Below are 26,855 nucleotides of genomic sequence, written 5' to 3' on the forward strand. Positions count from 1 at the left end.
AAAAGCCGTTTGGACGAAAGTCTGAATGGCTTTTTTCTATCTTGAATCTCTCGATTTTATATTCCTCTCCCAAAGAGCAATAATTTCGGTAATTCTTTTTTTTCTTTTAACACCTTTTTTAGCCTGATTTTAAACAACCAATTACATCTTTTAACATTGTTTTTAAAATAGATTTTTGATTTTTTAAACATTTATCTCCAAATTTTATTTGGAAAAACCACCACACTTTCATACCCATTTTCGCCAACTGAAGCTACTCCAAAAAAGAAATTATCAATTACAATTCCTTCTAAAGTAAATTCTGTAGACTCCACATATCTGCTATAATTCCAGGTTGGCGAAGTTGTATCTCTCCAGTAAATTTTATAGCCTTTTGCGCCTTCTACTTTATTCCATTTTAATTTGGCAGATGCTTCTACAATTCCACCAATTTCTACTGTGGTTGGACTTGGAGGCGCCCAAGCCAAACTTGCCAAATTAATTGCATTTACCGCAGTTAATTTTTTAGCATATCCAAAATTTACATGTTCGAAAGTATCTCCGTATTTAATGCCGTTTTCGGTTCTAATATCCTGGTGTTGTTGCGTGTAATTTTCATGGGCTTCCATTATTCTAATTCCTGCAAAACCTAAATCGTTAAAAGGTCTATGATGTCCTCCTCTACCAAATCTGTCCAATCTATAAATTAGCATCGGGTTCATTTCTGGCATATATGTTTTTGTGGTTTTATGAATATATCTTGCCAATTGTCTTGAAATTCCATCAACTTCACCTCCATAAAAACGGCGCATTTTACGTTGTTTTTCAGTTTCGTTTGCTGGTACTGGTTCAGAAAAAATTCTAAAACTTCTATTGTCAATTACGCCATCTACACCTTCAATATTTCCAATCATATCATTATTTAAAATTCCGATAATATCCCAACCTTTTTCTTTAGCATATTTTGCCAAACCTGCACCTCCAAAGAGACCTTGTTCTTCTCCAGATAAACCTACGTAAATAATGCTATTTTCAAATTTATATTTAGATAAAACTCTTGCTGCTTCAATGGTTCCTGCCATGCCTGAAGCATTGTCGTTAGCTCCTGGTGCATTTGTTGTAAAATCCATCGTATTACTTGCGCGAGAATCGATATCTCCGCTCATAATTATATATTTGTTTGGGTATTTTGTCCCTTTTTGGATTGCCACAACATTTACAATCCATGCATCATGTGGCACTCTGCTATTTCCTTTTTTAGTTACAAAATCTTTCTGATAAAAAACATCAATACAATTATTGCAGTTTTTAGAAATAGTTTCAAATTCCGATTTTATCCAACGTCTTGCGGCGCCAATTCCACGTGTGTTAGAAATAGTATCTGAAAATGTGTTTCTTGTTCCAAACTCTGTTAAGGTTTTAACAGTTGTTTTTATTCTACTTTCAGAAACGTTATTTATAATATCGTAAATTTTAGCATTTGTTTGTGCAAATGCAATTGTTGTGAAAAGCATGAGCAGAAAAGTTATTTTTTTCATCTTTATTTTTTCTTATTTTATTCTTTAAAATACCAAAATGGAATTACAATATCTATGGTCTTAACAGCATTTTCTGTATCTTCTTTTAATCTTTTAATAATTAAATTGTGTTTTCCTTCAGAAAGATTCTTAGTGCTAATAAAAGTTTCGAAACCTAATTGTTTGTTCCTATTTTTGGTTACTACAAAATCTTCATCGACATTTAAAGTATCTATATAAACTTGATGCATTTTATTAAAAATTTCTAGATATTTTTTTGTGAGACTATCTGTTTTCTTTGAAGATCTTAAATCGTATTGAATAATAGTTGTATGTAATCCTCTTCGATCTTCTTCTGGTTTTAAAGCTGGGTAAAATTTAAAAATTTGATTTTCTACCCTTTCTGAATACACTTTAAAAACCTTAATGTAAGAGCCTGTAATTACCTTCGATTGTATACTCGCTCTTTTAACAAATTCTCCTTTTTTTAAAAGTAAATCTTCGTAATTAACAGGGTTTACGTATACAGAAGAAACATATTCTACATTTTCTAAATAATTAGTATTCTTATACTTAAATGAAATAAGTATTAAAATAAATATATAAGAAGGCACTAAGAAAAAACTAATTTTCTTAGTAAATTTATTATCTAAAAAATTGTAGACTAAAGGTCTATATAGAAAAGTTAGCGTTAAAAAACTAAAAACTTTATAGAAAGGAAAATAAATTTTAGAAAGCCATTTTTTTTTCTTTAAATAACCTTGTGTAACAAAATCAACAAACATTAAAAATGTACCAATTCCCAGCAAAATCATTAAAGTTACACCAACAATTGTTCTTAGAGTTTCTGGTAAACTATCGTTAGACAAAATTAAAGTGGCAATACCAACAAAGCACAATACTATAATAAAAATAGTAATTACATAGAATATCAATAAGAAAGAAATTGCAAATAAAACGCTACAATAATTCTCTAAATTACCTACATATCTATCAAAAGAAACTATGCGTTTTTGTAAGTATTTTGTAAATCTATTATGGTAGTTTAAAGTATCGAAATCTATATCTCCAGAAACGTATCTTAAACCAAGAGCACCAATCCATAAACCTCTTAAAACTACATGTACTAAAAGATTAAAAATTAAAATAGAGCAAGCAATAAAACTAACTATTAAAATACTGTAAGAATAAATTTCTTTGTTATTTTCGGCAATACTCATTTCTGTAATAAGCAATGGTATTGCAGTAAACAACCCAAAAATGGCAAACCCAGAAATTAGCAGTTCTAACTGCCAGCTTTCTTGCTGTAGCTTATCCAGTAACTCTCTAAATTTACTATCTTTATAATTGTTACTCATTTAAAAATATTTTTCTAAAGATAGTAACTTTATGAAACACAAAAAAACCACTTCTAAAATAAAAAGTGGTTTAAAATTATGTTATTCTTTGTCTAAATTTTTAGTGATGTTAAAACCTATTAACAAAGAGGCTCCTGCACATAAAAAAATAGATGCTAAGTAAAAAGTTTCGGTTTGTATATAATTACTTGGTCTATTTTGGTAACCTCCAGTATAACCGAAATTATAACTTAAAAGTGCTCCCAATAAAACACCCACACCAATTCCCATTGCCAATAAACCTAAGTTTAATATTAAAACTTTCCAAAAAGGCGCTGCTTTTCTGTTTCGAGCCGTTATAAAAATAGAAGCATCTGCTCCTTTTTCTATTAATGCCAAACGTTCTTTATTTCTTGTTGAAAAATACAAATAGAATACTCCAAAGATTACCGCAAATAAAAATATAAATACTATTTCTGGTCCCATAATTTAATGTTTTAAAATGATTAATTTTATTGTGTTTGTAGCTTTGACGATTACTTTTGAAAGAAGGTTACAAAAAATTGAAATTATTTTTTTTAGCAAAAAGTGTAACCTATTTTTAACAAGCACAGTCTAAGTATAAAATGACTAACAACGACCAACTAATTATTAACAAAGTTCTAAAAGGAAATACAAACGCCTTTTCAGAATTAATAGACACCTACAAGGATTTGGTGTTTTCGTTGGCAATAAAAATGACTAAAAACAGAGAAGAAGCAGAAGAAATAAGTCAAGATACATTTATAAAAGCATATAAAAATTTGAGTAAATTTAAAGGAGACTCTAAATTTTCTACTTGGTTATACAGAATTACATACCATACGTGTTTAGATGCTCTTAAGAAAAATAAAAAGCATTCCAATTCGTTTGAGTTTAATGAGATTACTTTACATCAAATACAAACAACAGATAATGCTTTGCAAGCTTTAGAAAGAAAAGAACGTGCAAAAATAATGGACAAATGTTTATTACAATTACCTGAAGACGAGCGTTCTATTTTATGGTTATTTTATTACAAAGAATTAAGTTTGAAAGAAATTATTGAAGTAACTTCGTTGTCGGAAGCAAATATAAAAGTGAAATTACACAGAGGTAGAAAGAAATTATTAACGATTGTTAAAGACACTTTCGAACCAGAAAATATAGCACATTATGGAAAAAAATAAACATATAGACGAATTAGACGCTTTTGCAAAAAAGTATGTAAAAGAAATTAAAATAGAAAAAGCACCAGCAGATTTTACATCTTCTATAATAAATACGATTGCAGAAGAGAAAAGAAATGCCGTTTTTAAAACCTCTACATTAATTTCTAAAAAAGGGTGGTTTTTAATCGCTGCTTCTTTAATTTCAGTTGTTTTTATACCTTTTACAAATTCAAAAGAAAACACACTTTCGTTTCTAAAAATAGATTTCTCTTTTTTAGAAAAATTTCAAAATGTTAATATGTTTGAAGGAATTACAATTTCCAATACCGTTTATTATTCCGTATTTTTCTTTGGGTTTATGTTGTTATTTCAACTTGTGTTTTTAAAAAAATATTTCGAAAAAAGAACGAATTAAAATTCTCTCGTAATTATGTGCGGTTTTAAATTAGGTTTGTTAATATTTATATTAAAATCTACAACTCCCAAAACCAAACCTTCCTCGGTTATTACATCTACTTTCCATTCGCCATTTATTAGGTTACTCTTATAGCTATAACCTCTATAACCACTATCTCTTCCGCCAACAATCTCGAAACCAATTTTATCTAAAGTCTTCCATTTTTCGGTTTTTGGATTGTACCATTTCCAAACATGGTAAATCTTTTTCTTTAAATCTGTAGGAGCAAAAATGGAAGTAAAAACATATACTTTTTGGTTTGATTTTCTATAAAAATCTACCTTATGATCTCGCCAAAAAATGTACCAATCGTCCACTTCATACGTTACAATATATTTACCATTTTTCTTAGCAATACTGTGTGCCACCAAACCTTTATCTAAAGCCAATGGAACTGGAGGAATTAACCTAAAATAATAAAATGTATTAATTAATATATATATCGCTAAAATCATTCCCAACATCTTCCATTTTACAATTTCTATTCTTGTAGAGGCACTGCTTCTGTACACCAAAACAATTAAAAGTAAAGTAGATGCCAAACTTAAAATTCCTGAAATTATAAAAATGTTGGTATTCATTTCCTTTAAAATTACAGGAACAAAAAAGCTTAAAAAAGTAAAATTGACGAAAAAATAAGCACAAAATTGCAAATATCTATTTGAAATTCTTTTCTTAAAAAGTTCGTTTGCAATTAAAAGAAAGATTAAAATTAAAAAGAAAGAAGCCGTTTTAGATATTGAAACACTTCTCGAAAAATAAATAACGTACGCACTCGATAACCCTCCTAAAAAAAACTGAACCGCCAAAGGCAAATATTTTCCATAAAGTTGTATAAATTTATTTTTCCATTTCTCACTGTCTACTAAATTATAAAAGTAGATACTTATGGTAAGCAATGTCATATACGTACATAAAATAACATTATCATACAACCTATCAATTCTTCCTAAGGTGAGAGAATCCCAAGTAAAACCGGCAATAAAAAATAAAAGAGGCGCATATTTTTTTCGTCTTATTAAAAAAAGACCAAACTTACTGTCTTTGTATTTTAACAATTTATTATCCATGAATTGGTGCTATGTTGAGGATAAGAAATATACATAAATTTTATCAATACGATAATAAATATAAAATCATTTTTTTTTTGAAGTAATACAGCGATCATTTGTATTTTTAAGGTCGAATTTAAGAACAAACATTTTTCAATTTTATAGAAATGAAAATAATTATATCTCCAGCAAAATCTTTAGATTTCGAAAATAAAGTACCAACAAGTTTACATACACAGCCTCGTTTTTTAGATAAATCTGAAAAATTGAATAAAAAATTAAAAACGCTTTCAAAAAATAAATTAGCAGATTTAATGAAAATTTCCGATGATTTGGCTTCCTTAAATTATGAAAGAAACCAAGAATGGGAAACCCCTTTTACAGAAAAGAATGCGAAACAAGCTATTTATGCTTTTACTGGAGCCGTTTTTCAAGGAATTGATGTAAATACTATTGACGAAAAAAAATTACCACTTTTACAAAAACGCTTGCGAATTTTATCTGGTTTGTATGGTTTGTTAAAGCCTTTAGATTTAATTATGCCTTACAGATTAGAAATGGGCACAAAACTTAAAGTTGGTAGAAAAGAAAACTTATATAAATTTTGGGATGATACTTTGGCTAAATCTTTAAATGAAGAATTGGAAGAAGGCGAATTATTAATCAATTTAGCAAGTGCAGAATATTTTAAAGCCTTACCCAAAAAGGTATTAAAAGTGCCAATGATTACACCTGTTTTTAAAGACTTTAAAAACGGACAATACAAAACTATAATGACGTATGCTAAAATGGCTCGTGGATTTATGGTACGTTATATTATAGAAAATAACGTAAAAACATTAGAAGAATTAAAAGGTTTTAATGTTGAAGGATATGGTTTTTCTGAGGAAATGTCATCAGAAAATGAATTGGTTTTTACGAGGTAGAAATATCGATAACCCTTCATTACCAATAGCTACCTAAAATAAAATTCAGTATATTTGAATAAATACTTATAATTATGACTGTTGCTGAAAAATACATCGTAAATACATATTCGAACCTTTTTGAAGGTTTAAATTCAATAAGTAAAATTGAATTATTAGAGAAACTTGCAAAATCTTTAAAAAAAGAAGTAAAGAATAAAAATGAAGATTTTTTTAAATCTTTTGGTGCCTTTGGTTCTGAAAAACCAGCAGAAGAAATCTCGGAGCAAATTAAAAAAAATAGAAGATTTACATCTAAAGATTTAAAATTATAACCTACTTATGCAGTATTTGTTAGACACTAATATCTGTATATTTTTTCTTCGTGGTAAATTGAATCTTGACGAAATAATTAAAAATAAAGGTGTAGAAAATTGTTTTATATCAGAATTAACTGTTTTTGAATTAAAATTTGGTGCAGAAAATAGTGAGAATCGAAAGAAATCTCATCAAGCTGTCTCAAAATTTGTTAGTGGATTATCAATTATTCCAATTTTTGGAGTCGTTGAAAAATATGCTGAAGAAAAAGTTAAATTGAGAAAAAAAGGCACACCAATGCATGATGAATTTGATTTGATAATTGGATTAACAGCAATTGTAAATGACTTGACATTAGTGACTGATAATGTAAAAGATTTCAAATATTTAAATGATCTCAAAATTGATAATTGGTTTCAACGAGAATAATTTTTACTCCAAGCCTTATTATATTAAAATAACTTGTAAATTAAAAATTACAGTTAACAACAGACTAAAAATCAACAATCCACCATTCTAACAGTCACTGCCAAACCACCTTCCGAAGTTTCTTTGTAGTTTTTATTCATGTCTTTTGCGGTTTCCCACATCGTATCAATTACTTTATCTAAAGGAACTTTTACGTCTTTTGGGTCGGTTTCTAAAGCCATTTCTGCTGCATTAATTGCTTTAATTGCGCCCATTGCATTTCTTTCGATACAAGGTATTTGTACCAAACCTCCAATTGGATCGCAAGTCAGCCCTAAATGATGCTCCATTGCAATTTCTGCGGCAACCAAACATTGTGCAGCTGTACCACCTAATAATTCTGTTAAAGCAGCTGCAGCCATTGCAGAAGAAACACCAATTTCTGCTTGGCAACCACCCATTGCTGCAGAAATTGTGGCATTTTTCTTAAAAATGCTGCCAATTTCGCCAGCTGTTAATAAGAATTTTTTAACGTGTTCGAAATCTGCGTCGTGATTTTCTATTACCAAATAATACATTAAAACAGCAGGAATTACGCCTGCACTTCCATTTGTTGGTGCAGTTACTACTCTTCCTAAAGAAGCGTTTACTTCATTTACAGAAAGTGCAAAACAACTTACCCATTTTAAAATTTCACGGAATTTTACTTCTGTACTTCTTATGGAAGTAATCCATTCTTTTGGATTGGTATAAGTTGTATCTTTTATTAGTTTCAAATGTGTATCGTAAGCACGTCTTTTTACATTTAAACCTCCAGGCAGTTTTCCTTCTGTATGGCAACCAATGTACATACATTCTAACATGGTTTCCCAGATTCTGTTGAGCTCAAAATCGATTTCTTTTGCGTCTCTTAATTCTAATTCGTTTTTAAAAACAATATCAGAAATCATTAAGTTATTTTTTTCGCAATATTCTTCTAACTGAGTCGCTTTATTTACTGGAAAAGGAAAGTTCTTTTTATTAATTTCTATTGCTGACTCTAAATTATCGTTTTCTTGAACGATAAATCCTCCACCAATAGAAAAATAGGTTTGTGTAGATATTTCTTCTCCCTTAGAAAAACCTCTAAACGTCATTCCATTGGAATGAAAAGGTAAAAAATCTCGATTGAAACGAATGGAATTTTCAGGAAAAACTACCGTTTTTCCTCCTTTAAAAAGAATTTCTTTTTGTGTATTTATTCTATCAACAATTATAAAAACATCTTCAATAGGCACATATTCTGGGTCTGCCTCACTCAGTCCTAAAAGAATTGCCAAATCTGTGGCATGTCCTTTTCCTGTTAAAGATAAAGAACCATATAAATCGACTTTTATTTTATCAATTAAATCGAACTTTTTGTTTTCTTTAATTTTTTGAACCCAAGCTTCTGCAGCTCTCCAAGGACCTAATGTATGTGAGCTTGATGGACCTACACCAATCTTTAACATATCAAAAATACTAATAAATTGCGACATTCTTAAAAATGATTTAAAAGTTTGCTGTAAATGTAAAAAATCCAACTCAATGAGTTGGATTTTTTTATATAATATAAAAAGAATTTATTTCTACATTCCGTAAACCGACTCTTTATCAAACTTTTTAACTAACATATAGTAAACTACTGCTCTGTACTTTTTTCTTTCAGATTTTCCAATTCTCTCCATTACTTCCTCAATACCTTCATCTAACTCCTTACTATCTGCTAAACCTAACTTTTTAATTAAAAAGTTATTTTTTACAGTTGCCAATTCTTTTGCATCAGAACCAGAAACAGTTTCTGCATCTGCTTTATAAATAGATGGTCCAAGACCTTTTGTTACAGCAGCTAATAATTCTGTATTAGAACGTAAGTTTCTATCGTCCATAAATTTCTTGTACAGTGCTACTTTTTCGTCGAATTTACTCATGTTTTTCTGTGGTTTTATTATTTGTATTTAATTTCATTCTAAAAGAACAATTCAAATATATGAAAAATAATTATTCATTTCAAATATTCTTCTATTCAATGCTTTAGACACTGTTTTGTGTCATTATGTCACATCAAAAATTAAAATTGTTTTTAAAAACTGACATTTTCCAAAGAAAAAACGGTTGGCACACACTTTGACTAACTGTAATTGTAAAATTGAAAAACGAATTTAAAATTATAAAATAAGTATTATGAGTAAAATAATTGGAATCGATTTAGGTACAACAAACTCTTGTGTTTCTGTAATGGAAGGAAATGAGCCAGTTGTTATACCTAACTCAGAAGGAAAAAGAACGACACCATCTATTGTTGCCTTTGTTGAAGGTGGAGAACGTAAAATTGGTGATCCTGCAAAAAGACAAGCAGTTACAAACCCTACAAAAACAGTTTCTTCTATAAAACGTTTTATGGGAAATAAATTTTCTGAATCTTCAAAAGAGGCAAAAAGAGTGCCTTATAAAGTAGTTAAAGGAGATAATGATACACCAAGAGTAGATATTGATGGTCGTTTATATACACCACAAGAAATCTCTGCAATGGTATTGCAAAAAATGAAAAAAACAGCGGAAGACTATTTAGGCTCTGATGTTGCTGAAGCTGTAATTACAGTTCCTGCATATTTTAACGATGCACAAAGACAAGCTACAAAAGAAGCTGGTGAAATTGCAGGCTTAAATGTAAGAAGAATTATAAACGAACCTACTGCTGCTGCATTAGCTTATGGATTAGACAAATCTAACGACGATAAAAAAATTGTTGTTTTTGATTTTGGTGGAGGAACACATGATGTTTCTATCTTAGAATTAGGAGATGGCGTTTTTGAAGTATTAGCTACAGATGGAGATACGCATTTAGGTGGAGATGATGTTGATGAGAAAATTATCAATTGGTTAGCAGATGAGTTTAAAGCCGACGAAAATATGGATTTAAGAGAAGATCCTATGGCTTTACAACGTTTAAAAGAAGCTGCTGAAAAAGCAAAAATAGAATTATCTTCTTCGACTTCAACAGAAATTAATCTACCTTATGTTACTGCAACTTCTAGCGGACCAAAGCACTTGGTAAGAACTTTGTCTAGATCTAAATTCGAACAATTAATAGACGATTTAGTAAAAAGAACAATAGAACCTTGCGAAACTGCTTTAAAAAATGCAGATTTATCTAAATCAGATATCGATGAAATTGTATTAGTTGGTGGTTCTACAAGAATACCTGCTGTACAAGAAGCTGTAGAAAAATTCTTTGGAAAAGCACCAAGTAAAGGTGTAAACCCAGATGAAGTTGTTGCTTTAGGAGCTGCAATACAAGGTGGCGTTTTATCTGGAGACGTTAAAGATGTATTGTTATTAGACGTTACTCCTTTATCTTTAGGTATCGAAACAATGGGAAATGTTTTCACAAAATTAATTGATGCAAACACAACCATTCCTACAAAAAAATCGCAAGTATTCTCTACAGCAGTAGACAACCAACCTTCAGTAGACATTCATGTTTTACAAGGTGAAAGAGCAATGGCTGCAGACAATAAAACAATTGGGCGTTTTCAGTTAACAGATATTCCTCCAGCACAAAGAGGTGTACCACAAATTGAAGTAACTTTTGATATAGATGCCAATGGTATTATAAAAGTATCTGCAGTAGATAAAGCTACAGGAAAATCGCAAGACATTCGTATCGAAGCTTCTTCTGGATTGTCTGAAGAAGAAATCGAAAAAATGAAACGTGATGCAGAAGCAAATGCAGATGCAGATAAAACCGCTAAAGAAACTGCAGAAAAAGTAAATGGAGCAGATTCTATGATTTTTCAAACAGAAAAGCAATTAAAAGAATTTGGAGACAAATTATCTGCAGATAAAAAAGAGCCAATCGAAGCTGCTTTAGTAGAATTAAAAGCTGCACACGAATCTAAAGATTTAGCACAAATCGATGCTGCAATGGAAAAAATTAACGAAGCTTGGAAAGTTGCCTCTGAAGAAATGTATGCTGCACAAGGTGGTGCTGAAGGCGCAAATGCAGGGGCACAACAACAAGGTGAACCAGAAGCTGGAAATGCAGATAGTGGAGACAATGTTGAAGATGTAGATTTTGAAGAAGTAAAGTAAGTGAAATAGTATTTTGTAAAAACAAAATACATAATTGAACTTATCCCGCTGAAAAGCGGAATCTCAAAAAATAGTTTTAAATAAACTTGAATGAGACTATTCAAAAGAAATTTAATTTTCTATAAATATTTAAAACGCAATCATTAATTTGGTTGCGTTTTTTTCTTTTAATTATATTTACAGAAATATTCTGCTTGAAAACCTACAACCAAACCAACTTCTTTAAACATACTTTTTGTGAATTCAAACAAGTAAATAATTTTCAATTTCCAGAAAATACAAACTACAAAAGTAAATCTGAAAGTATGTATTTTTATACAGAAAAAGGTGTGTATAGAAAATCGAATCATTGGGGAAGAGTTGCCAACTGTCGATGGAAATTAATTGCTAATGCTACATATAAAAACCAGAACATTATAATTGGTTTTGCAAAATGGAGGGACTTCTTCCCTATCAATTCAAAAGAAAAAATATTTTATATTGAAGTGAATTTTGAAGAAAAAACAGCGAAACTTCAACCTAAAAAAGAAAAAACAACTGCTTTTCTGTTTTCATTTTCTAAAGCACAACAAAGAATAAAACAAATAACACATTTATTTAAAGACGATAAATGGGCACAATATTTCGATTTGGAAATTGAAGAATTACGTTTTAAAATTATCACGGATTTTATAAATTCTGATAAAACGCTTCAGGAAATAAAATACACCAAAAAATAATATATGCTTCTAATTGGCTGCTAGGTTTTCTCTAGAAAGTTCTTTCGTTTCGAAGTTGTAGAAAATATATTTCTTAGTATCTAAACTCTCATTTATAATTTGAAATTTTGGAAAAGCTTCAAAAGAATTACTATAAATTTGTTTTAGCTCTACAGAAAAATTTTTTATATTTTCTGTTGCTTCAATTGAAATGCCTACGATTTTATATTCTTTAAAAGCTAAAAGTAATTGCCTTTCAGTTATAGATGTACCAGAATAAGACGAAAAAGGATACGACTCTAATCTATCGAATTCATTCGTATAATACTTAACAATTTTAAACTTCGAATCCTTATCTATATCTTCAAAATTTACCGTAATTTCAAAAACATAATCATCTAAACTAGAAAGTGGGGTAAATTTTTCTTCTTCGGTACAAGAAAAAAATAAAAGTACAACAGAAATAAAGGGTATAAGAGTTTTCATTTTATTAATTTTAAAGCAATATATAAAAAATTATATCGCTTTTACAGAGTTTATATCTTTTACTAAGACAATTGGTAATTTAACATGCGATTCTGCAAAAAACTTATAATATTTTCATTTTCTAAAGCACAAAAAAGAATAAAACAAATAACACATTTATTTAAAGAAGATAAATGGGCACAATATTTCGATTTGGAAGTTGAAGAATTACATTTTAAAATTATTACGGATTTTATAAATTCTGATAAAACGCTTCAGGAAATAAAATACACCAAAAAATAATATATGTTTCTAATTTGCTGCTAGGTTTTCTCTAGAAAGTTCTTTCGTTTCGAAGTTGTAGAAAATATATTTCTTAGTATCTAAACTCTCATTTATAATTTGAAATTTTGGAAAAGCTTCAAAAGAATTACTAAAAATTTGTTTTAGCTCTACAGAAAAATTCTTTACATTCGCTACTGCTTCAATTGAAATACCCACGATTTTATATTCTTTAAAAGCTAAAAGTATCTGATCTTTAGTTATAGATGTACCAGAATAAGACGAAAAAGGATACGACTCTAATCTATCGAATTCATTCGTATAATATTTAACAATTTTAAACTTCGAATCCTTATCTGAATCTTCAAAATTTACCGTAATTTCAAAAACATAATCATCTAAACTAGAAAGTGGGGTAAATTTTTCTTCTTCGGTACAAGAAAAAAATAAAAGTACAACAGAAATAAAGGGTATAAGAGTTTTCATTTTATTAATTTTAAAGCAATATATAAAAAATTATATCGCTTTTACAGAGTTTATATCTTTTACTAAGACAATTGGTAATTTAACATGCGATTCTGCAAAAAACTTATAATATTTACCTTGTACCTCTTCTAAAGTAACATGCCCTCGTAATAAAATAATAGTTACAATACTTAAATTGGGTATATCTTTAAACAAATCGTCATTTAGAACTGTTCTCCCATTATCTTCCTTAATAACATCTATATTAATTACAGGTTTATTAGTATCGTAACTAGGGTGAGCATTTAAACCATTGTACTGAACAATAACCATTAATCCATTTTCGTTTTTAGGATCTGAATTCCACTCTAAAACAAAGTTTTTAGCATAGCAATTCGGAAAAAGTTTAATTTCTTTTTCTACTTTTGGATTTGTAATTTCTACCAAATTTGGAACGTAAAAAGTAGTTTCGAACCCAGCCTCTTTTTTATGACCGTTTTTAGAACTAATAGGCTGTAATTTAAATGTGATGTCTTTGCCAAAAATATCACCATGCTTGCTTTTTTTCTCCGTTTTGTATAAATACGAATCGTTTTTAGGCTCTTTTTTTATGCTTAACTTCATTTCAGCATTTTTAAAATCTATAAATTCTACAACATTATGGGGTTGTAAAGAATTGGCTTTTAATGAAGAATACCCCGCAGAAAAATCTGACTGTAAAAAATAGTTTAAATAAATTCCTGCATCGTTGTTTAATATATTGTATTTTGTTTCTTCTAACTTAGTATTACTTTCTAAATTGTTATCGTTACCAACCTCTAAATGAGGTTCGACACAAGATGTAAACCCTAAAACACAAAGGATTATAAATGGTATAAATGTAGTATTTTTCATGTATTAATTTTTTGTATTAAATCTTTTAAATTAGCAATTTTATGTAGTTTCTAACCCTCTGCTTCTTCAGTTACTTCTTCATTTAAATCTTTTTCAGTTGCTTTGCCCATAGGTATTGGCTCACCTTCTACCATTATTTCAGGGTTATCCTTTTGAGCATAAAACACCCTAGGTTCTTTTCTACTTTTTTTAAGTGAATTAATTGTCATTTTTTTCCCTGTTATATCCCCAACAATATTATTCAATTCATTACTAGATTTTTCCCATAATACATAATAATAAGATGCGCTTCCTTTTTCGTTGTAGAATGTTGGGCTACGCATTTTTACACTAACCTCTCCTTTAAAACCTGAATTTGATACGAAAGGGATTTGTAAAGTACTTCCTGATATCTTTTTATCACCTTTCTCAAATTTAAACTTTTCAAACCCTTTACAAAAAGACCCGTCTGATATTACTTTCCCTTTAATTATCGAAGAAGCATAATCTGCTGCACCATGTCCTTCAAAAACGCTTTCTAAATTTCTATAAATTTTATCTATTGGAATTGAATTTAGATGAGCTGCACTTAAACCATCAGGATGTCTTAGTTTTAAATCATAGAAGTTTATATATTCTTTCGAACCAAATTCACAAACCGGTATAATTGGCTGTTTAGCTAAGTCTACTTTTTTACAATTTGATAATAAGAATAGTATAAGTAAGAATAAGATTAACGTATTTTTCATAATTTTTTATTTTTTGCAATATATATATATATATATATATATGTCTCCATCCAAACTTTTGTTGTTGTATTTTATAAAAACTTATTTTTTATTTAAAAATAACTATCAATATTTAAGAGCCTTTAGGGTTTTACACGATTAAAATTAAAAGCATACATATTAATTATAAATTCCTTTTCAGTAAATTTGCATTTCTAAAACCTAACATCTAACAACCCAAAGATTTCATATGAACATTCCACAAACAAGTTTTCCAAGAGTTGTAATTATTGGTGGAGGTTTTGCTGGTTTGGCTGCCGCAAAAGGCTTAGAAAAACAAGAATTGCAGGTTGTTTTAATAGACAAGCACAACTATCATACCTTTCAACCTTTATTATACCAAGTGGCAACTGGTGGTTTAGAACCAGATTCTATTGCTTTTCCCTTAAGAAAACGTTTTAATGATGTAGCTAATTTTTATTTTCGATTGGCAGAAGTCACTAAAATAAATCCAGAAAAAAACACAATTGAAACCTCCATAGGAGAATTAGATTATGATGAATTAATAATTGCAACAGGCTCAACAACCAACTTTTTTGGGAACACTAATATTAAAAAATATGCAATGGAAATGAAATCTGTTCCGCAGGCATTAAATATTAGAAGTTTAGTTTTAGAAAACTTTGAAGAAGCGCTTTTAACTTCAAACATAGAAGAAAGAAATGCTCTAATGAATTTTGTAATTGTTGGCGGTGGTCCCACAGGAGTGGAATTGGCTGGTGCTTTGGCAGAAATGAAAAAAGGAATTTTACCAAAAGATTATCCAGATTTAGACATTCGTCAAATGCAAATAAATTTGATACAAAGTTCTGGCGAAATCTTAAAAGGAATGAGTGCAAAAGCTTCTGAAAAAGCAGAAGATTTCCTAATTGATTTAGGTGTAAATGTTTGGAAAAATTTACGTGTTTTAGATTACGATGGAAAAATAGTTACCACAAACGGATTAGACCATTTTAAAGCCGAAACCGTTATTTGGGCTGCAGGTGTTAAAGGACAAACAATCGATGGTTTACAAGCAGAATGTGTAATAGAAAGAGCCGCAAGAATAAAAGTGGATGCATATAACAAAGTTTTAAACTACGAAAATATGTATGCAGTTGGCGATGTTGCTTGCATGTCTTCAGAAAAAAATCCTTACGGACATCCAATGATGGCACAACCTGCCATGCAACAAGGAAAATTAGTTGCTAAAAATGTTTTAGCAAAATTATTCAACAAAAAACAAAAACCATTTGTTTATAAAGATAAAGGTGCCATGGCTACAATTGGAAGAAATAAAGCAGTTGTAGATTTAAAAAAATGGAAATTTCAAGGAGTTTTTGCTTGGTTTGTGTGGATGTTTGTACACCTTTTTTCTTTAATCGGTTTTAGAAATAAAGCCATTGTGTTTTTAAATTGGGTGTATAATTATATTCGTTTTGATAGAGAAACTCGTTTAATTATTCGTCCTTATAAAAAGAAAAATAAATATTCTTTTAAAGAGCATTATGAGTGAAAAAAGAATTGTAAAATGCCCAAATTGTAGTACTTTCAACACAAATAAAGAGTATTGCACGAATTGTAATATATTAATTTCTCATCAAAAAAAGCAAGAAATTAAAGCTGAAGCTGGCAAACAAAAAAGAGTTGAAGAAGCTATTTACGAAAAAGAAAACCCCAATTTAGCCGAACGTTTAAAAAAGCATCCTTTTTTCTTATATAGAATTGCAGGTTGTATTTTGTATTCAGCAATTATGGTAGTTAGCGCAATTGGTGCAGGTTTGGCTTGGTTTATAGCAATGGTTGCCGCTGGTTAAGATGAAAAACATACTTTTTAAATATGTTGTTTTCTCACTTCTTTTAGGTGGTTTTATTTATTTTTCTTCTTTTTATAATATTTATTTACCTCGAATTTTTCGCTTTTATGTAAATGATTTTTTAATCATTCCAATTGTTTTATTTCTTTGTTTACAGGTTTTAAAACGAACTAAAAACAATCCAAATTATAAAATACCCTTTTTAATAATCTTATATTGTTGTTTTTTATATAGTATTCTTTTTGAATTTGTTTTCCCTAATTATTTAGCAAGATATACCAAAGACTATATAGATATTCTTTTATACTTTGCAGGCGGAATTGTATTCTACCAACTTCAAAAATTAGAAAATTGAAAACCACTAAAATTGCGAAAGAAAATATTGCTCGATTAAATGTTGCCATTCAATTTATTGAAGAAAATTTAGATACCAAACTTACTTTAGCTATTATTGCTGAAAAAGCCCATTTTTCTCCTTTTCATTTTCATCGTCTGTTTTCTTTGGTTGTTGAAGAAACTCCGAATAATTTTATCATTAGAAAGAGAATTGAAAGTGCAGCTTCATCTTTATTGCATCAAAAAGAAAAAACAATTACAGCAATTGCAGAAGCTGTTGGTTTTGGTAACTTATCCTCATTTTCAAAAGCTTTTAAGAAATTTTATGGTATTTCTCCCAACCAATTTAAGGAAAAAAGTCCTAATAAATTTAGCAAGATTTGCAAAACCGAAAGCAAAAACGGACAAGTAAAAGTTACTTTCGAACAATACATTTGTAATGTAAATAACGCTATTAATTGGTTACAAATGAATGCAAAAACAGAGATTAAAAAAACTCCAAAGTTAGATTTGGCTTTTATTTCTCATAAAGGAAAAATGGAAGCAATTGGTAGCGTTTATAATAAATTAGTAAAGTGGGCAACTCCAAAAGGTTTGATAAATGAGCAAACACGAATGCTTACCATTTATCACGACAGCCCTAAAATTACAGAACCAAATAACTTAAGAATAAGTGCTTGTATTGTTTTAAACAATCCTGTTAAAATTGATGGAGAAGTAAGTTTAAAAGTTTTAGTGCCTACAAAATGTATTGTTTCTCGTTTCGAAATTACACCTTTTCAGTTTCAACAAGCTTGGGAATCTTCCTTTGCTTGGATGATAGAAAAAGGCTATAAAAAATCGGGAACTTCTCCTTTTGAAATTTATTACAACAATGCTGCAGAACATCCCGAAAACAAGTTTATTGTAGATTTATGCATTCCTATTTTATAAAATTTTATTTTTTTTATGATGAAACACGAATGGAGAAAAAAGGAAAAAGATGTATATATTCCTAAAGCAAAGCCAGAAATAATTAAAGTTCCTGAGTATAATTTCTTTACCATTTCTGGAAAAGGAGATCCAAATAATCCTCATTTTGCTAATTATATTACTCCTTTATACGCACTTTCATATGCTGTAAAAATGGGTTTAAAAAAGAATCCTGTTTTAGATAGTTATTACGATTATACAGTGTATCCTTTGGAAGGTGTTTGGGATATTTCTGATGAAGCAAAGAAAAACTTCAACCCAAATTTACCTATAAACAAAGACGATTTAGTTTTCACGTTAATGATTCGTCAACCAAATTTTGTAACAGAAGAATATGCTTTAGATGTTATCGAAAAAGTAAAAATTAAAAAACCAGATTTATTAATTAACAAAGTAAAATTTGAAAAAATAGAAGAAGGTTCTTGCATACAAATGTTACACATTGGGTCTTATGACAATGAAGCTACTACTTTTAAAATTATGGGAGAATTTGCTAAAAAACAAGGTTTAGAAAGAGAATCTAAACTTCATAGAGAAATTTATTTATCTGATTTTAGGAAAGTTGCAACAGAAAAACTAAAAACGGCTTTACGTTTTAAAACAAAATAATCGTTCTACAATTCATCACAAAAAAATTACAACTCAGTATTTGTTTTTATTTTTCCGCAACAAACTATTTCATCTTTGTACCATCAAAAAAACCAAAACGATGAAACGTATTCTATTTTTATTAATTACACTTTGCCAATTTTCTTTAATTGCACAAACCACAGTTTCAGGAAAAGTTACCGATTCTAAAAACAATCCTATTTTAGGAGCAAATGTGTATTTAGATGGAACGTACGATGGAACCTCTACAAACGAAAAAGGAGAATTCTCTTTTAAAACCGAAGAAACAGGCACTCAAACGTTGGTAATTTCTTTTATTTCTTTCGAAACTTATACAAAAACTGCTGATGTAAAAACATTAAATAAATTAAAAGTAAAATTAAGAGACGATGTAAATTCGTTAGAAGCAGTTGTTATAAATGCAGGAACTTTTGAGGCTGGAGATAAAGGTAAAGTAACTGTTTTAAAACCTTTAGACATTGTAACCACAGCAAGTGCTTTGGGCGATTTTGTAGGCGCATTGCAAACCTTGCCAGGAACCTCTGCTGTTGCAGAAGATGGACGTTTATTTGTAAGAGGTGGAGAAGCAGAAGAAACTCAAATTTTTATAGACGGAGCAAGAGTTTTTACGCCATTTACACCAACAACAAACAACATTCCAACAAGAGGAAGATATTCGCCATTTTTATTTAAAGGAATTACGTTTTCTACAGGTGGGTATTCTGCAGAATATGGACAAGCATTATCCAGTATTTTAGCTTTAAAAACTATAGATGAGCCAGACCAAGAAAAAACAGACATCTCTTTAATGACAGTTGGTTTAGGAGTTGGAAACACACAAAAATGGAATAAAAGTTCGTTTAGTATTAATACTTCTTACATCAATTTAGCGCCTTATAATGCCATTTTTAAAGATAGAAATACTTGGAAAAAACCTTACCAATCTTTAAGTGGAGAAATGGTTTTTAGACAAAAATTCAAAGACGATTCTCTGTTAAAATTATACAGTGCTTACAGTTATTCCGATTTTGATGTTGTGCAAGATGATATCAATTTTGATAATGGTTTGCGTTTCGGATTACAAAACAGGAATCTTTATTTTAATGCTTCTTACAAAAATAAATTTGGCAATAATTGGAAATATGAAACCGCTTTAAGTTACACAAACGATAATACGAATGTTAAGTTTATGGAAGACAAAATAAATAGCAACGATAATTCCTATCACTTTAAAGCAAAATTAAGAAAGCGCTTTTCAAGTAGATTTCGTTTAAATTTTGGCGCAGAATATTTTATAACAAATTTCGACGAAAGTTACACTCCAAAAAATAGCAATAAATTCGATTATGGTTTCGATAATAATATTTTTGCTTCTTTTGTAGAAACCGATATTTTCTTCTCGAAAAATTTGGCTGCAAAAATTGGAGTAAGAGCAGAAAACTCTGAATTATTAAACGAATTTACAATTTCCCCAAGAACTTCTATTTCTTATAAATCAGGTAAAAACTCACAGTTTTCTTTGGCTTATGGGCAATTTTATCAAAATCCGAATAACGAATATTTAAAGTTTACACAAAATTTAAAAGCGCAAAATACATCGCATTTAATTGCCAATTATCAATCTGTAAAACAGGGACAAATTTTTAGAATCGAGGCCTATTACAAAAACTACAATAGTTTGGTTAAGTTCGATAATAACTCAACAAATTTTAATGACAACCAGCCGAATTTTAATTCAACTTTTAACAATAATGGAAGTGGATTTGCCAAAGGAATAGATATTTTTTGGAGACAAAATGGAAAAATTAAAAACACCGATTATTGGATTTCTTATTCGTATTTAGATACAGAAAGAGATTACAGAAATTACCCAAATGCTGCAAGACCAAACTTTGCATCGAAACATAATTTATCAGTTGTTGCCAAACATTTTATTACAGATTGGAAAAGTCAAGTTGGGTTGAGTTATCAATTTGCCTCTGGTAGAAATTACACAAACCCCAATGAGTCAGGTTTTTTAAATAACCAAACCAAAAATTTTAATAATTTAAGTTTCAATTGGACGTATTTAATAGACCAGCAGAAATTCTTATATTTCTCTGTAAACAACGTTTTGGGTACAAAAAACGTCTTTGGTTACAACTATAAAAACACCCCAGATATAAACGGAAATTTCGAAAGACAAGCAAGAATTCCTAATGCAGATAGTTTCTTTTTCGTAGGTTTCTTCTGGACAATTAGCGACGATAATAAATCGAATCAGTTAGATAATTTATAATATTTTGGAGCTATTTTAAACTTTCTGAAACTTTAAAACTTAAAGAAAAAATACAATTCAGCATTAAAAAATTACAATTCGGTATGTTTCTTGTTTTAAAGTTTAAAAAACAACCGATATTTACATTATTAAACAAAAACAATAAACAATTATGAAAAAATTACTTTTAACAATAACCATAATTTTCGGAGGAATTTTTGCCACAAATGCACAAGAAACAACATTCCATTTAACGGTTAATATTTCTGGATTAGACTCTAATAAAGGAAAAATTTTAATTGCTTTATATAACGAAGAAGGTCAGTTTTTAAAAAAACGTTTTAAAAGCGGAATTGCAAAAATTACCGATAAAAAAGCAACTTATACTTTAAAAGATATTCCAAAAGGAGAATATGCTGTTTCTTTTTTTCATGATGAAAACGATAACGATAAAATGGACACAAATTTCTTCGGAATTCCAAAAGAAGATTATGGTTGTTCTAATAATGCAAGAGGTTTTATGGGACCTCCAAAATACAAAGACGCAAAATTTCAATTGTCAGAAAATAAAACAATTAGTATAGAGATATAATAAACATCTCAAAACACTATAAAATGAAAAAAATAATACTATTTTTTGCAGTTATTTTTACAGTAACAATTTCTGCACAGTCCAAATATCAAAATGGAATGAAAAAAGCTTTTTCTCATTGGAAAAAAGGAGAAATGGTAAAAGCCTCTCAACTCTTTGAAAGAATATCAAAAGCTGAGCCAAAAAAATGGAAACCTGCATACTATGCAGCAACTGTGGAAATTTTAAGCAGTTTTGGCCTTAAAGACGAAACTACTTTAAAGACAAAATTAACCAAAGCACAAGAATTTTTAGATGTTGCAAAGTCTAATTCAGAAAATAATCCTGAAATTATAATCACTCAAGCTTTATTAAATACAGCATATATTGCTTTTGACGGACAAAAATACGGAATGACATTATCTGGAAAAAACGCACAATTGTATGCAAAAGCATTAGCCATTGCACCAAATAACCCAAGAGTAATTATGAGTAATGCAGAATGGAATATGGGTGCAGCAAAATTCTTCGGAAAATCTACAAAACCTTATTGCGATGAAATTAAAAGAGCCATAAAATTAGGAAAAGAAGAAAAAATTGAGGAAGAATTTTATCCGAAGTTTTTAGAATCGAGAGCTTTGGAGGTTTTGAAGCAGTGTGAAAAGTAGAATTAGTTGGCAGTATTCAGTCAGCAGTCTTCTAGTCAGATATTTGACTGCCAACTGCTAACTGCTTACTGAAGACTGCTAACTTTAACCAAGAATCTTGCTCACCAAATCTTGTTTCGCTTTTTCATCATCGCCAAACAACCATTGCAATACATTGTTTTCCCAAATTTCTGCTTTTTCTTTTTCTGTAATGATATTTTTTTCGATGGCTAAATCTAAAATTTTTCCTGGATACGAAGATTGTGCATCACTTTCCATTTCTCCTAAAGGATAAGGGTCGTCCAAGCCCATTAAAACCTGACTGGTTCCTTGTCTTTTAAACATTAAATGCAAAGAATCTGTGTCGTGAACCAACGTATCAAAAAAGATATTTTTATGTCCGATTGCTTTTCTTGGATGCGTTTTTCCTTCAAATAAATCAGGTCTTCCATCAAAACCCTGAATTCTTCTTCCTAAATTCATTTGTGCTAATTGACCTCCGTGTGCAAAACAAGTCCTGATATTTTTAAAGCGTTCTTGCATTCCATTTAGCGTATAAAAATGATATGCATCTCCACATTGTGCTAGCATCCAAATTAAGTGAAAACGCCAATTGGTGTTTTCTAATTTTATCATTTTATCTCCATCATAAGGATGAATTTCAATTGCCAATTTGTACTTGTCTGCCAATTCGAAAATTCGATTGTTTTCTTTATCAAAAACACATCTCCACTGACCAATAGAATCCATAAAATGAGTTGGCAAACACAAAACTTTTAAACCTAATTCTTCTACACAACGTTCCATTTCATACAGAGCACCATAAATAAAACCAGGATGCACCACAAAACCACAAGTAAATTTATTTGGATGATTGTGCTGGACTTTCGCATTAAAATCGTTCTGAAAACGCAGCGCTTTTTTCATTTCTTCTAATCGCAAACCATTACCATATAATTGAGAAAGGTTTAAAACAACAGCGTGGTCTATGTTGTTTTTTTCCATCCATTTTAATTTCTCATCCAAGAAAAAACTGGAATCTGTTACAGGTCTTTTCCAACCTTTTTGTAACATATGTTTACGCTCATCATCTACCCAAAAAATTTCTTTCTCCTTCATAAATTGAGGAATTTGCTCTGGATAAGGCAATAAATGTGAATGTCCGTTAATTCTAAGTTTGCGAAGCCCTCTTTCCCCCAAAGGAAGAACATTTTTATTTTCTAATGGATTTGACATTACTTTTTTGATTTTTAAATTTGGCTTTTTTATTAAGTATGAGTTCCTTCCCTTAGGGAAGGTTAGGATGGAATTTTATTTGGTGGTTGCATCACAGTTCCACAATTGTCGCAAGTACATTTTTGTTTATCGGAATAATATGTATCAAAAATAACTGGCATATCTGTTTCTATGTTATCTAATGCAAATTCTTCTCTATATAATTGGTTTCCACAATTTTCGCAATACCACTCTAAAGCATCTAACATTCCTTTTGAGCGTGGATATTCAATTACCAAACCAACTGTATTTTCTTTCCTCTGTGGCGAATGTGGTACTTTTCCAGGCAACAAATAAATATCTCCTTCGTTAATTTCAACATCAATCATTTTACCTTTATCGTCTATGATTTTTAAAATCATATCTCCTTCCACTTGATAGAAAAATTCTGGAGTTTCGTTATAATGATAATCTTTTCTGTTATTTGGTCCACCAACAACCATAACAATATATTCGCCATTATCCCACACTTGCTTGTTACCTACTGGTGGTTTTAATAAATGACGATGTTCTTCAATCCACTTTTTAAAATTTAAAGGTTGTACTAAATTACTCATAATATTATTTTTTGGGCGTTACCTAAAAAGGTCGGGCTTTTCGCTTCAATCTTTTGCCTTAAAAAAGGCAAAAGGATTTTCACTGCAATCCCTAACGCGAAATTTCGTTAAATTTACAAACTTTTCGTTCTTCCACCATCAACAGGAACGTTAATCCCATTGATAAAACTGGCTTTTTTACTCGCCAAAAACACAATTGCGTTGGCTACTTCTTCTGGTTTAGCGAAACGTTTTGCTGGGGAAGCATTCATCATATTTTTAGATACTTCCTCTACTGACAAACCTGTTTTACCTGCTTTATTTTTGATTATTTCGTTTAAACGTTCTGTATATGTGGCTCCTGGCAAAACATTGTTCACGTTAATACCAAATTCACCCAACTCATTTGCCAAGGTTTTAGACCAGTTTGCAACTGCGCCACGAATGGCATTTGAAACACCCAAACCGTCTAAAGGTTGCTTTACAGAAGTGGAAATTACGTTAATTATTCTACCATAAGATTTGGTTTTCATAAATGGAACAACTGCCTGCACCAAAATATGATTGCACTTTAAATGTTGCGTAAAAGCATTTTCAAATTCTTCGATTTTTGCATTAAAAATTGGACCTCCTGCAGGACCTCCAGTATTATTTACCAAAATATGAAACTGCAATTCTGTTTTCTCTAAAACTTGTTTCAGTTCATTGGGTTTCGAAAAATCTGCGATTAAATAATTGTGATTTTGGTTTCCTTTATTTGTCAATTCCTTTAAAACGGATTGTAGTTTTTTTTCATTTCTGGCAAGCAAAGTAACATTTGCACCTTCTTCTGCTAATAGTAATGCAGTGGCTTTTCCTATACCTTGTGTGCTACCACAAACTAATGCGTTTTTGTTTTTTAGTTCTAAATTCATTTTATCTTTTCTATGTCTGGTCGAGCGCAGTCGAGACCTAATTAATTATCTAGATTATATTTATAATGTGTTGCATTTCTACATTCTCATAAGATTTCTAACATATCAAAATCGTTATTTGCCAAAGCTAATTTCTTTTTACTACTCCACTTTTTTATTTTCTTTTCAAAATAAATTGCTTGCTCTATATCATTAAAAACTTGATGAAATATTAATTCTAAAGGGCGTCTTTTATAGGTGAAACAACTTTTATTTAATCCTCTTTGATGTTCTTCAAATCTTCTTTCAATATTATTTGTAACTCCAACATAAAGCAAGTCATCAGAACATTTTAAAATATAAATAAAATACGTTTTCATATTAACCTCTCGTTTTGCTTTGAAAACTACTTTCAATTAAAATACCTTTTAATTTCAGTAATGCTCGAGGAGAAATTTTAATATTAATTAAACTTCTATCATTTTCTTAATCTTAACCGCTTTTTTGAAATGATCTAATTTATGGGTTTAAATCCACCAAGTTGCAACTTCCATTAACAACTTTGGATTCTCATTTTTATTTTTAAAAAATGCATAAAAAGACAAACCTACGTTTTCTCCTTTTTTAGCGATTTTCTCGTTACAAACTTGTATTATTTTTTTTCTGATTTCTTTATTCATATTCGATACAAATGTTCTTTGGCTCTGTAAAAAAACGCAAAGCTTCAAAACCCCCTTCTCTTCCTACTCCACTCTCTTTTGCGCCACCAAATGTGGTTCTTAAATCACGTAACATCCATGTATTTACCCAAACAATTCCTGTTTGTAATTGTTTAGAAAACTGCATGGTTCTGCTTAAATTATTTGTCCATAAAGTTGCTGATAATCCGTATTTTACATCATTTGCTAATTGTAATACTTCTTCATCTGTTTTAAATGACATAACAGTAACCACTGGACCAAAAATTTCTTCTTGATTTAGTCTGCAATTATTATCGGAAACTTCTATAATTGTGGGTTGTAAATAATAACCATTTTCACTTCCTCTTACCTCTACTTTGTTTCCGCCAAAAAGAATTTTTCCATTTTCTTGTTCTGCAATATCTATATACCTTTTTACTTTTTCTAAGTGCTCTTTGGAAACCATTGCCCCAATATTTGTGGTTTCTTCTGATGGATTTCCTACCTTTAATTCAGCTACTTTTTTAATAAAATCGTTTTTAAATTTCTCGTAAATTTTTTCTTCTACAAAAATTCGACTTCCACATAAACAAATTTGACCTTGATTGGCAAATGAAGAACGAATTGTGGTTGCTAACATTTTGTCATAATCGCAATCTGCAAAAATAATATTTGGGTTTTTTCCGCCTAACTCTAAAGACAGTTTCTTAAACATTGGTGCTGCAACTCTGGCAATATGTGCTCCTGTTTTTGTTCCACCAGTAAAAGAAATCGCTTTTATATTTGGGTGCTCTACAATTGCTTGTCCTGTTGAAGTTCCTAAACCATGCACAATATTTAAAATGCCTTTTGGGAGACCAGCTTCGTTACATATTTCGCCTAACAAATAAGCAGTCATTGGGGTAATTTCACTCGGTTTTGCAACGACACAATTCCCTGATGCAATTGCTGGCGCAATTTTCCAAGTGAATAAATACAAAGGTAAATTCCAAGGAGAAATACAGCCTACAACTCCTAAAGGCTGACGTAAAGTAAAATTAACCGCATTTAAACCCACACTTTCGTGACTTTCGGATGAAAACTGCGTAATTGCATTTGCAAAAAACTGAAAATTACTAGCTGCTCTTGGAATATCTATCTGTTTTGCTAAACTGATTGGTTTCCCATTATCTTTTGATTCTGCTGCTGCTAAAACCTCTAATTTCTCTAAAATTAAATCTGCAATTTTTGATAGTATTTTACTTCTTTCATCCAAAGTAGTATTACTCCAGCTTGGAAATGCTTTTGCTGCAGATTTGTATGCTTTTTCTACATCTTCTTTGGATGAATTTGGAGTTTGTCCGTAAATTTCTCCTCTTGATGGATTGTAATTATCAATATATGCTCCATGTATTGGGTCTTCGAATTTTCCGTTGATGTAGTTTTTTATGTTCATT

The 26,855-nt window shown here is 30.0% G+C and carries 30 protein-coding genes; 14 read left to right on the plus strand and 16 right to left on the minus strand.

Features of this window, described 5'->3' with window-relative positions; all coding sequences use genetic code 11:
- Positions 1 to 191: 191 nt before the first annotated feature.
- From J3359_RS06075 to J3359_RS06085, 3 genes are all read right to left on the minus strand, one after another.
- Positions 192 to 1,517, minus strand: coding sequence for a M28 family peptidase (locus J3359_RS06075; protein ID WP_208079828.1), 1,326 nt, complete (start codon positions 1,515 to 1,517; stop codon positions 192 to 194).
- 17 nt (positions 1,518 to 1,534) lie between these two features.
- Complete coding sequence (locus J3359_RS06080) at positions 1,535 to 2,854, minus strand: hypothetical protein (protein ID WP_208079829.1); 1,320 nt, start codon at positions 2,852 to 2,854, stop codon at positions 1,535 to 1,537.
- Positions 2,855 to 2,935: 81 nt separating this feature from the next.
- Positions 2,936 to 3,319, minus strand: coding sequence for a DUF6249 domain-containing protein (locus tag J3359_RS06085; protein ID WP_208079830.1), 384 nt, complete (start codon positions 3,317 to 3,319; stop codon positions 2,936 to 2,938).
- A gap of 140 nt (positions 3,320 to 3,459) precedes the next feature.
- Here J3359_RS06085 and J3359_RS06090 point away from each other — a divergent pair, with 140 nt between their 5' ends.
- Both J3359_RS06090 and J3359_RS06095 read left to right on the plus strand, forming a co-directional pair.
- On the plus strand, positions 3,460 to 4,041 hold the full coding sequence (locus J3359_RS06090) for an RNA polymerase sigma factor (protein ID WP_208079831.1): 582 nt from the start codon (positions 3,460 to 3,462) through the stop codon (positions 4,039 to 4,041).
- On the plus strand, positions 4,028 to 4,438 hold the full coding sequence (locus J3359_RS06095; RefSeq protein WP_208079832.1) for a hypothetical protein: 411 nt from the start codon (positions 4,028 to 4,030) through the stop codon (positions 4,436 to 4,438). Before J3359_RS06090 ends, J3359_RS06095 begins: the two co-directional genes overlap by 14 nt.
- On the opposite strand, the gene J3359_RS06100 is transcribed toward J3359_RS06095, so the two are convergent.
- Positions 4,435 to 5,550, minus strand: a complete 1,116-nt coding sequence (locus J3359_RS06100; RefSeq protein ID WP_208079833.1) for a DUF2914 domain-containing protein — start codon at positions 5,548 to 5,550, stop codon at positions 4,435 to 4,437. The two genes, J3359_RS06095 and J3359_RS06100, sit on opposite strands and share 4 nt — an antisense overlap.
- A 149-nt stretch (positions 5,551 to 5,699) precedes the next feature.
- Here J3359_RS06100 and yaaA point away from each other — a divergent pair, with 149 nt between their 5' ends.
- From yaaA to J3359_RS06115, 3 genes are all read left to right on the plus strand, one after another.
- The gene (gene yaaA / locus J3359_RS06105; protein ID WP_208079834.1) at positions 5,700 to 6,458 is read left to right on the plus strand and encodes a peroxide stress protein YaaA; all 759 of its coding nucleotides are present in this window, start codon (positions 5,700 to 5,702) and stop codon (positions 6,456 to 6,458) included.
- Between the two features lie 74 nt (positions 6,459 to 6,532).
- Positions 6,533 to 6,772 carry a hypothetical protein gene (locus J3359_RS06110; protein WP_208079835.1) on the plus strand — a complete coding sequence of 80 codons (240 nt, stop codon included), beginning with the start codon at positions 6,533 to 6,535 and terminating at the stop codon, positions 6,770 to 6,772.
- 7 nt (positions 6,773 to 6,779) lie between these two features.
- The gene (locus tag J3359_RS06115) at positions 6,780 to 7,184 is read left to right on the plus strand and encodes a PIN domain-containing protein (protein ID WP_208079836.1); all 405 of its coding nucleotides are present in this window, start codon (positions 6,780 to 6,782) and stop codon (positions 7,182 to 7,184) included.
- 71 nt (positions 7,185 to 7,255) lie between these two features.
- Here J3359_RS06115 and J3359_RS06120 read toward each other — a convergent pair whose 3' ends face one another.
- The gene (locus tag J3359_RS06120; protein WP_208079837.1) at positions 7,256 to 8,680 is read right to left on the minus strand and encodes an L-serine ammonia-lyase; all 1,425 of its coding nucleotides are present in this window, start codon (positions 8,678 to 8,680) and stop codon (positions 7,256 to 7,258) included.
- 90 nt (positions 8,681 to 8,770) lie between these two features.
- Positions 8,771 to 9,112 (minus strand): DUF2853 family protein, encoded by a 342-nt coding sequence (locus J3359_RS06125; protein WP_138536036.1) that lies wholly within the window; start codon positions 9,110 to 9,112, stop codon positions 8,771 to 8,773.
- 253 nt (positions 9,113 to 9,365) lie between these two features.
- On the opposite strand from J3359_RS06125, the gene dnaK reads away from it, so the two are divergent.
- Complete coding sequence (gene dnaK / locus J3359_RS06130) at positions 9,366 to 11,276, plus strand: molecular chaperone DnaK (protein WP_208079838.1); 1,911 nt, start codon at positions 9,366 to 9,368, stop codon at positions 11,274 to 11,276.
- Between the two features lie 194 nt (positions 11,277 to 11,470).
- A complete protein-coding gene (locus J3359_RS06135) occupies positions 11,471 to 11,995 on the plus strand; it encodes a hypothetical protein (protein WP_208079839.1) in 525 nt (174 codons plus the stop codon).
- A 9-nt stretch (positions 11,996 to 12,004) separates the two neighbouring features.
- On the opposite strand, the gene J3359_RS06140 is transcribed toward J3359_RS06135, so the two are convergent.
- The 4 genes from J3359_RS06140 to J3359_RS06155 form a co-directional block, all read right to left on the minus strand.
- A complete protein-coding gene (locus tag J3359_RS06140) occupies positions 12,005 to 12,460 on the minus strand; it encodes a hypothetical protein (protein ID WP_208079840.1) in 456 nt (151 codons plus the stop codon).
- Positions 12,461 to 12,751: 291 nt separating this feature from the next.
- Complete coding sequence (locus J3359_RS06145; protein ID WP_208079841.1) at positions 12,752 to 13,207, minus strand: hypothetical protein; 456 nt, start codon at positions 13,205 to 13,207, stop codon at positions 12,752 to 12,754.
- Between the two features lie 30 nt (positions 13,208 to 13,237).
- Positions 13,238 to 14,080 (minus strand): hypothetical protein, encoded by an 843-nt coding sequence (locus J3359_RS06150; RefSeq protein WP_208079842.1) that lies wholly within the window; start codon positions 14,078 to 14,080, stop codon positions 13,238 to 13,240.
- Positions 14,081 to 14,130: 50 nt separating this feature from the next.
- Positions 14,131 to 14,808, minus strand: a complete 678-nt coding sequence (locus J3359_RS06155) for a hypothetical protein (protein ID WP_208079843.1) — start codon at positions 14,806 to 14,808, stop codon at positions 14,131 to 14,133.
- A gap of 229 nt (positions 14,809 to 15,037) precedes the next feature.
- Here J3359_RS06155 and J3359_RS06160 point away from each other — a divergent pair, with 229 nt between their 5' ends.
- From J3359_RS06160 to J3359_RS06190, 7 genes are all read left to right on the plus strand, one after another.
- Positions 15,038 to 16,342, plus strand: coding sequence for an NAD(P)/FAD-dependent oxidoreductase (locus J3359_RS06160; RefSeq protein WP_208079844.1), 1,305 nt, complete (start codon positions 15,038 to 15,040; stop codon positions 16,340 to 16,342).
- Positions 16,335 to 16,643, plus strand: coding sequence for a hypothetical protein (locus J3359_RS06165; RefSeq protein WP_208079845.1), 309 nt, complete (start codon positions 16,335 to 16,337; stop codon positions 16,641 to 16,643). The genes J3359_RS06160 and J3359_RS06165 overlap by 8 nt, the downstream gene beginning before the upstream one ends.
- 351 nt (positions 16,644 to 16,994) lie before the next feature.
- Complete coding sequence (locus J3359_RS06170; protein WP_208079846.1) at positions 16,995 to 17,912, plus strand: AraC family transcriptional regulator; 918 nt, start codon at positions 16,995 to 16,997, stop codon at positions 17,910 to 17,912.
- 15 nt (positions 17,913 to 17,927) lie between these two features.
- Positions 17,928 to 18,560 carry a GyrI-like domain-containing protein gene (locus tag J3359_RS06175; protein WP_208079847.1) on the plus strand — a complete coding sequence of 211 codons (633 nt, stop codon included), beginning with the start codon at positions 17,928 to 17,930 and terminating at the stop codon, positions 18,558 to 18,560.
- A gap of 100 nt (positions 18,561 to 18,660) precedes the next feature.
- Positions 18,661 to 20,838: a TonB-dependent receptor gene (locus J3359_RS06180; protein ID WP_208079848.1), complete on the plus strand. Its 2,178-nt coding sequence runs from the start codon at positions 18,661 to 18,663 to the stop codon at positions 20,836 to 20,838.
- Between the two features lie 151 nt (positions 20,839 to 20,989).
- Entirely contained in the window at positions 20,990 to 21,409 is a 420-nt protein-coding gene (locus J3359_RS06185; protein WP_208079849.1) for a DUF2141 domain-containing protein, read from the plus strand.
- A gap of 23 nt (positions 21,410 to 21,432) precedes the next feature.
- Positions 21,433 to 22,056, plus strand: a complete 624-nt coding sequence (locus J3359_RS06190) for a hypothetical protein (RefSeq protein ID WP_208079850.1) — start codon at positions 21,433 to 21,435, stop codon at positions 22,054 to 22,056.
- A gap of 84 nt (positions 22,057 to 22,140) precedes the next feature.
- Here the strand turns inward: J3359_RS06190 and J3359_RS06195 are convergent, their stop codons facing one another.
- From J3359_RS06195 to J3359_RS06220, 6 genes are all read right to left on the minus strand, one after another.
- Positions 22,141 to 23,271, minus strand: a complete 1,131-nt coding sequence (locus tag J3359_RS06195) for an amidohydrolase family protein (RefSeq protein ID WP_208079851.1) — start codon at positions 23,269 to 23,271, stop codon at positions 22,141 to 22,143.
- A 62-nt stretch (positions 23,272 to 23,333) separates the two neighbouring features.
- Positions 23,334 to 23,867 (minus strand): 3-hydroxyanthranilate 3,4-dioxygenase, encoded by a 534-nt coding sequence (locus J3359_RS06200; protein ID WP_208079852.1) that lies wholly within the window; start codon positions 23,865 to 23,867, stop codon positions 23,334 to 23,336.
- A 113-nt stretch (positions 23,868 to 23,980) separates the two neighbouring features.
- On the minus strand, positions 23,981 to 24,760 hold the full coding sequence (locus J3359_RS06205) for an SDR family oxidoreductase (RefSeq protein ID WP_208079853.1): 780 nt from the start codon (positions 24,758 to 24,760) through the stop codon (positions 23,981 to 23,983).
- Positions 24,761 to 24,846: 86 nt separating this feature from the next.
- Positions 24,847 to 25,119 carry a GIY-YIG nuclease family protein gene (locus J3359_RS06210; protein WP_208079854.1) on the minus strand — a complete coding sequence of 91 codons (273 nt, stop codon included), beginning with the start codon at positions 25,117 to 25,119 and terminating at the stop codon, positions 24,847 to 24,849.
- Between the two features lie 147 nt (positions 25,120 to 25,266).
- Positions 25,267 to 25,419, minus strand: a complete 153-nt coding sequence (locus J3359_RS06215) for a DUF6500 family protein (RefSeq protein WP_208079855.1) — start codon at positions 25,417 to 25,419, stop codon at positions 25,267 to 25,269.
- Positions 25,412 to 26,854 carry an aldehyde dehydrogenase gene (locus tag J3359_RS06220; protein WP_208079856.1) on the minus strand — a complete coding sequence of 481 codons (1,443 nt, stop codon included), beginning with the start codon at positions 26,852 to 26,854 and terminating at the stop codon, positions 25,412 to 25,414. Before J3359_RS06220 ends, J3359_RS06215 begins: the two co-directional genes overlap by 8 nt.
- Position 26,855 lies beyond the last annotated feature (1 nt).

The organism is Polaribacter cellanae (assembly GCF_017569185.1).
GTDB lineage: Bacteria > Bacteroidota > Bacteroidia > Flavobacteriales > Flavobacteriaceae > Polaribacter > Polaribacter cellanae.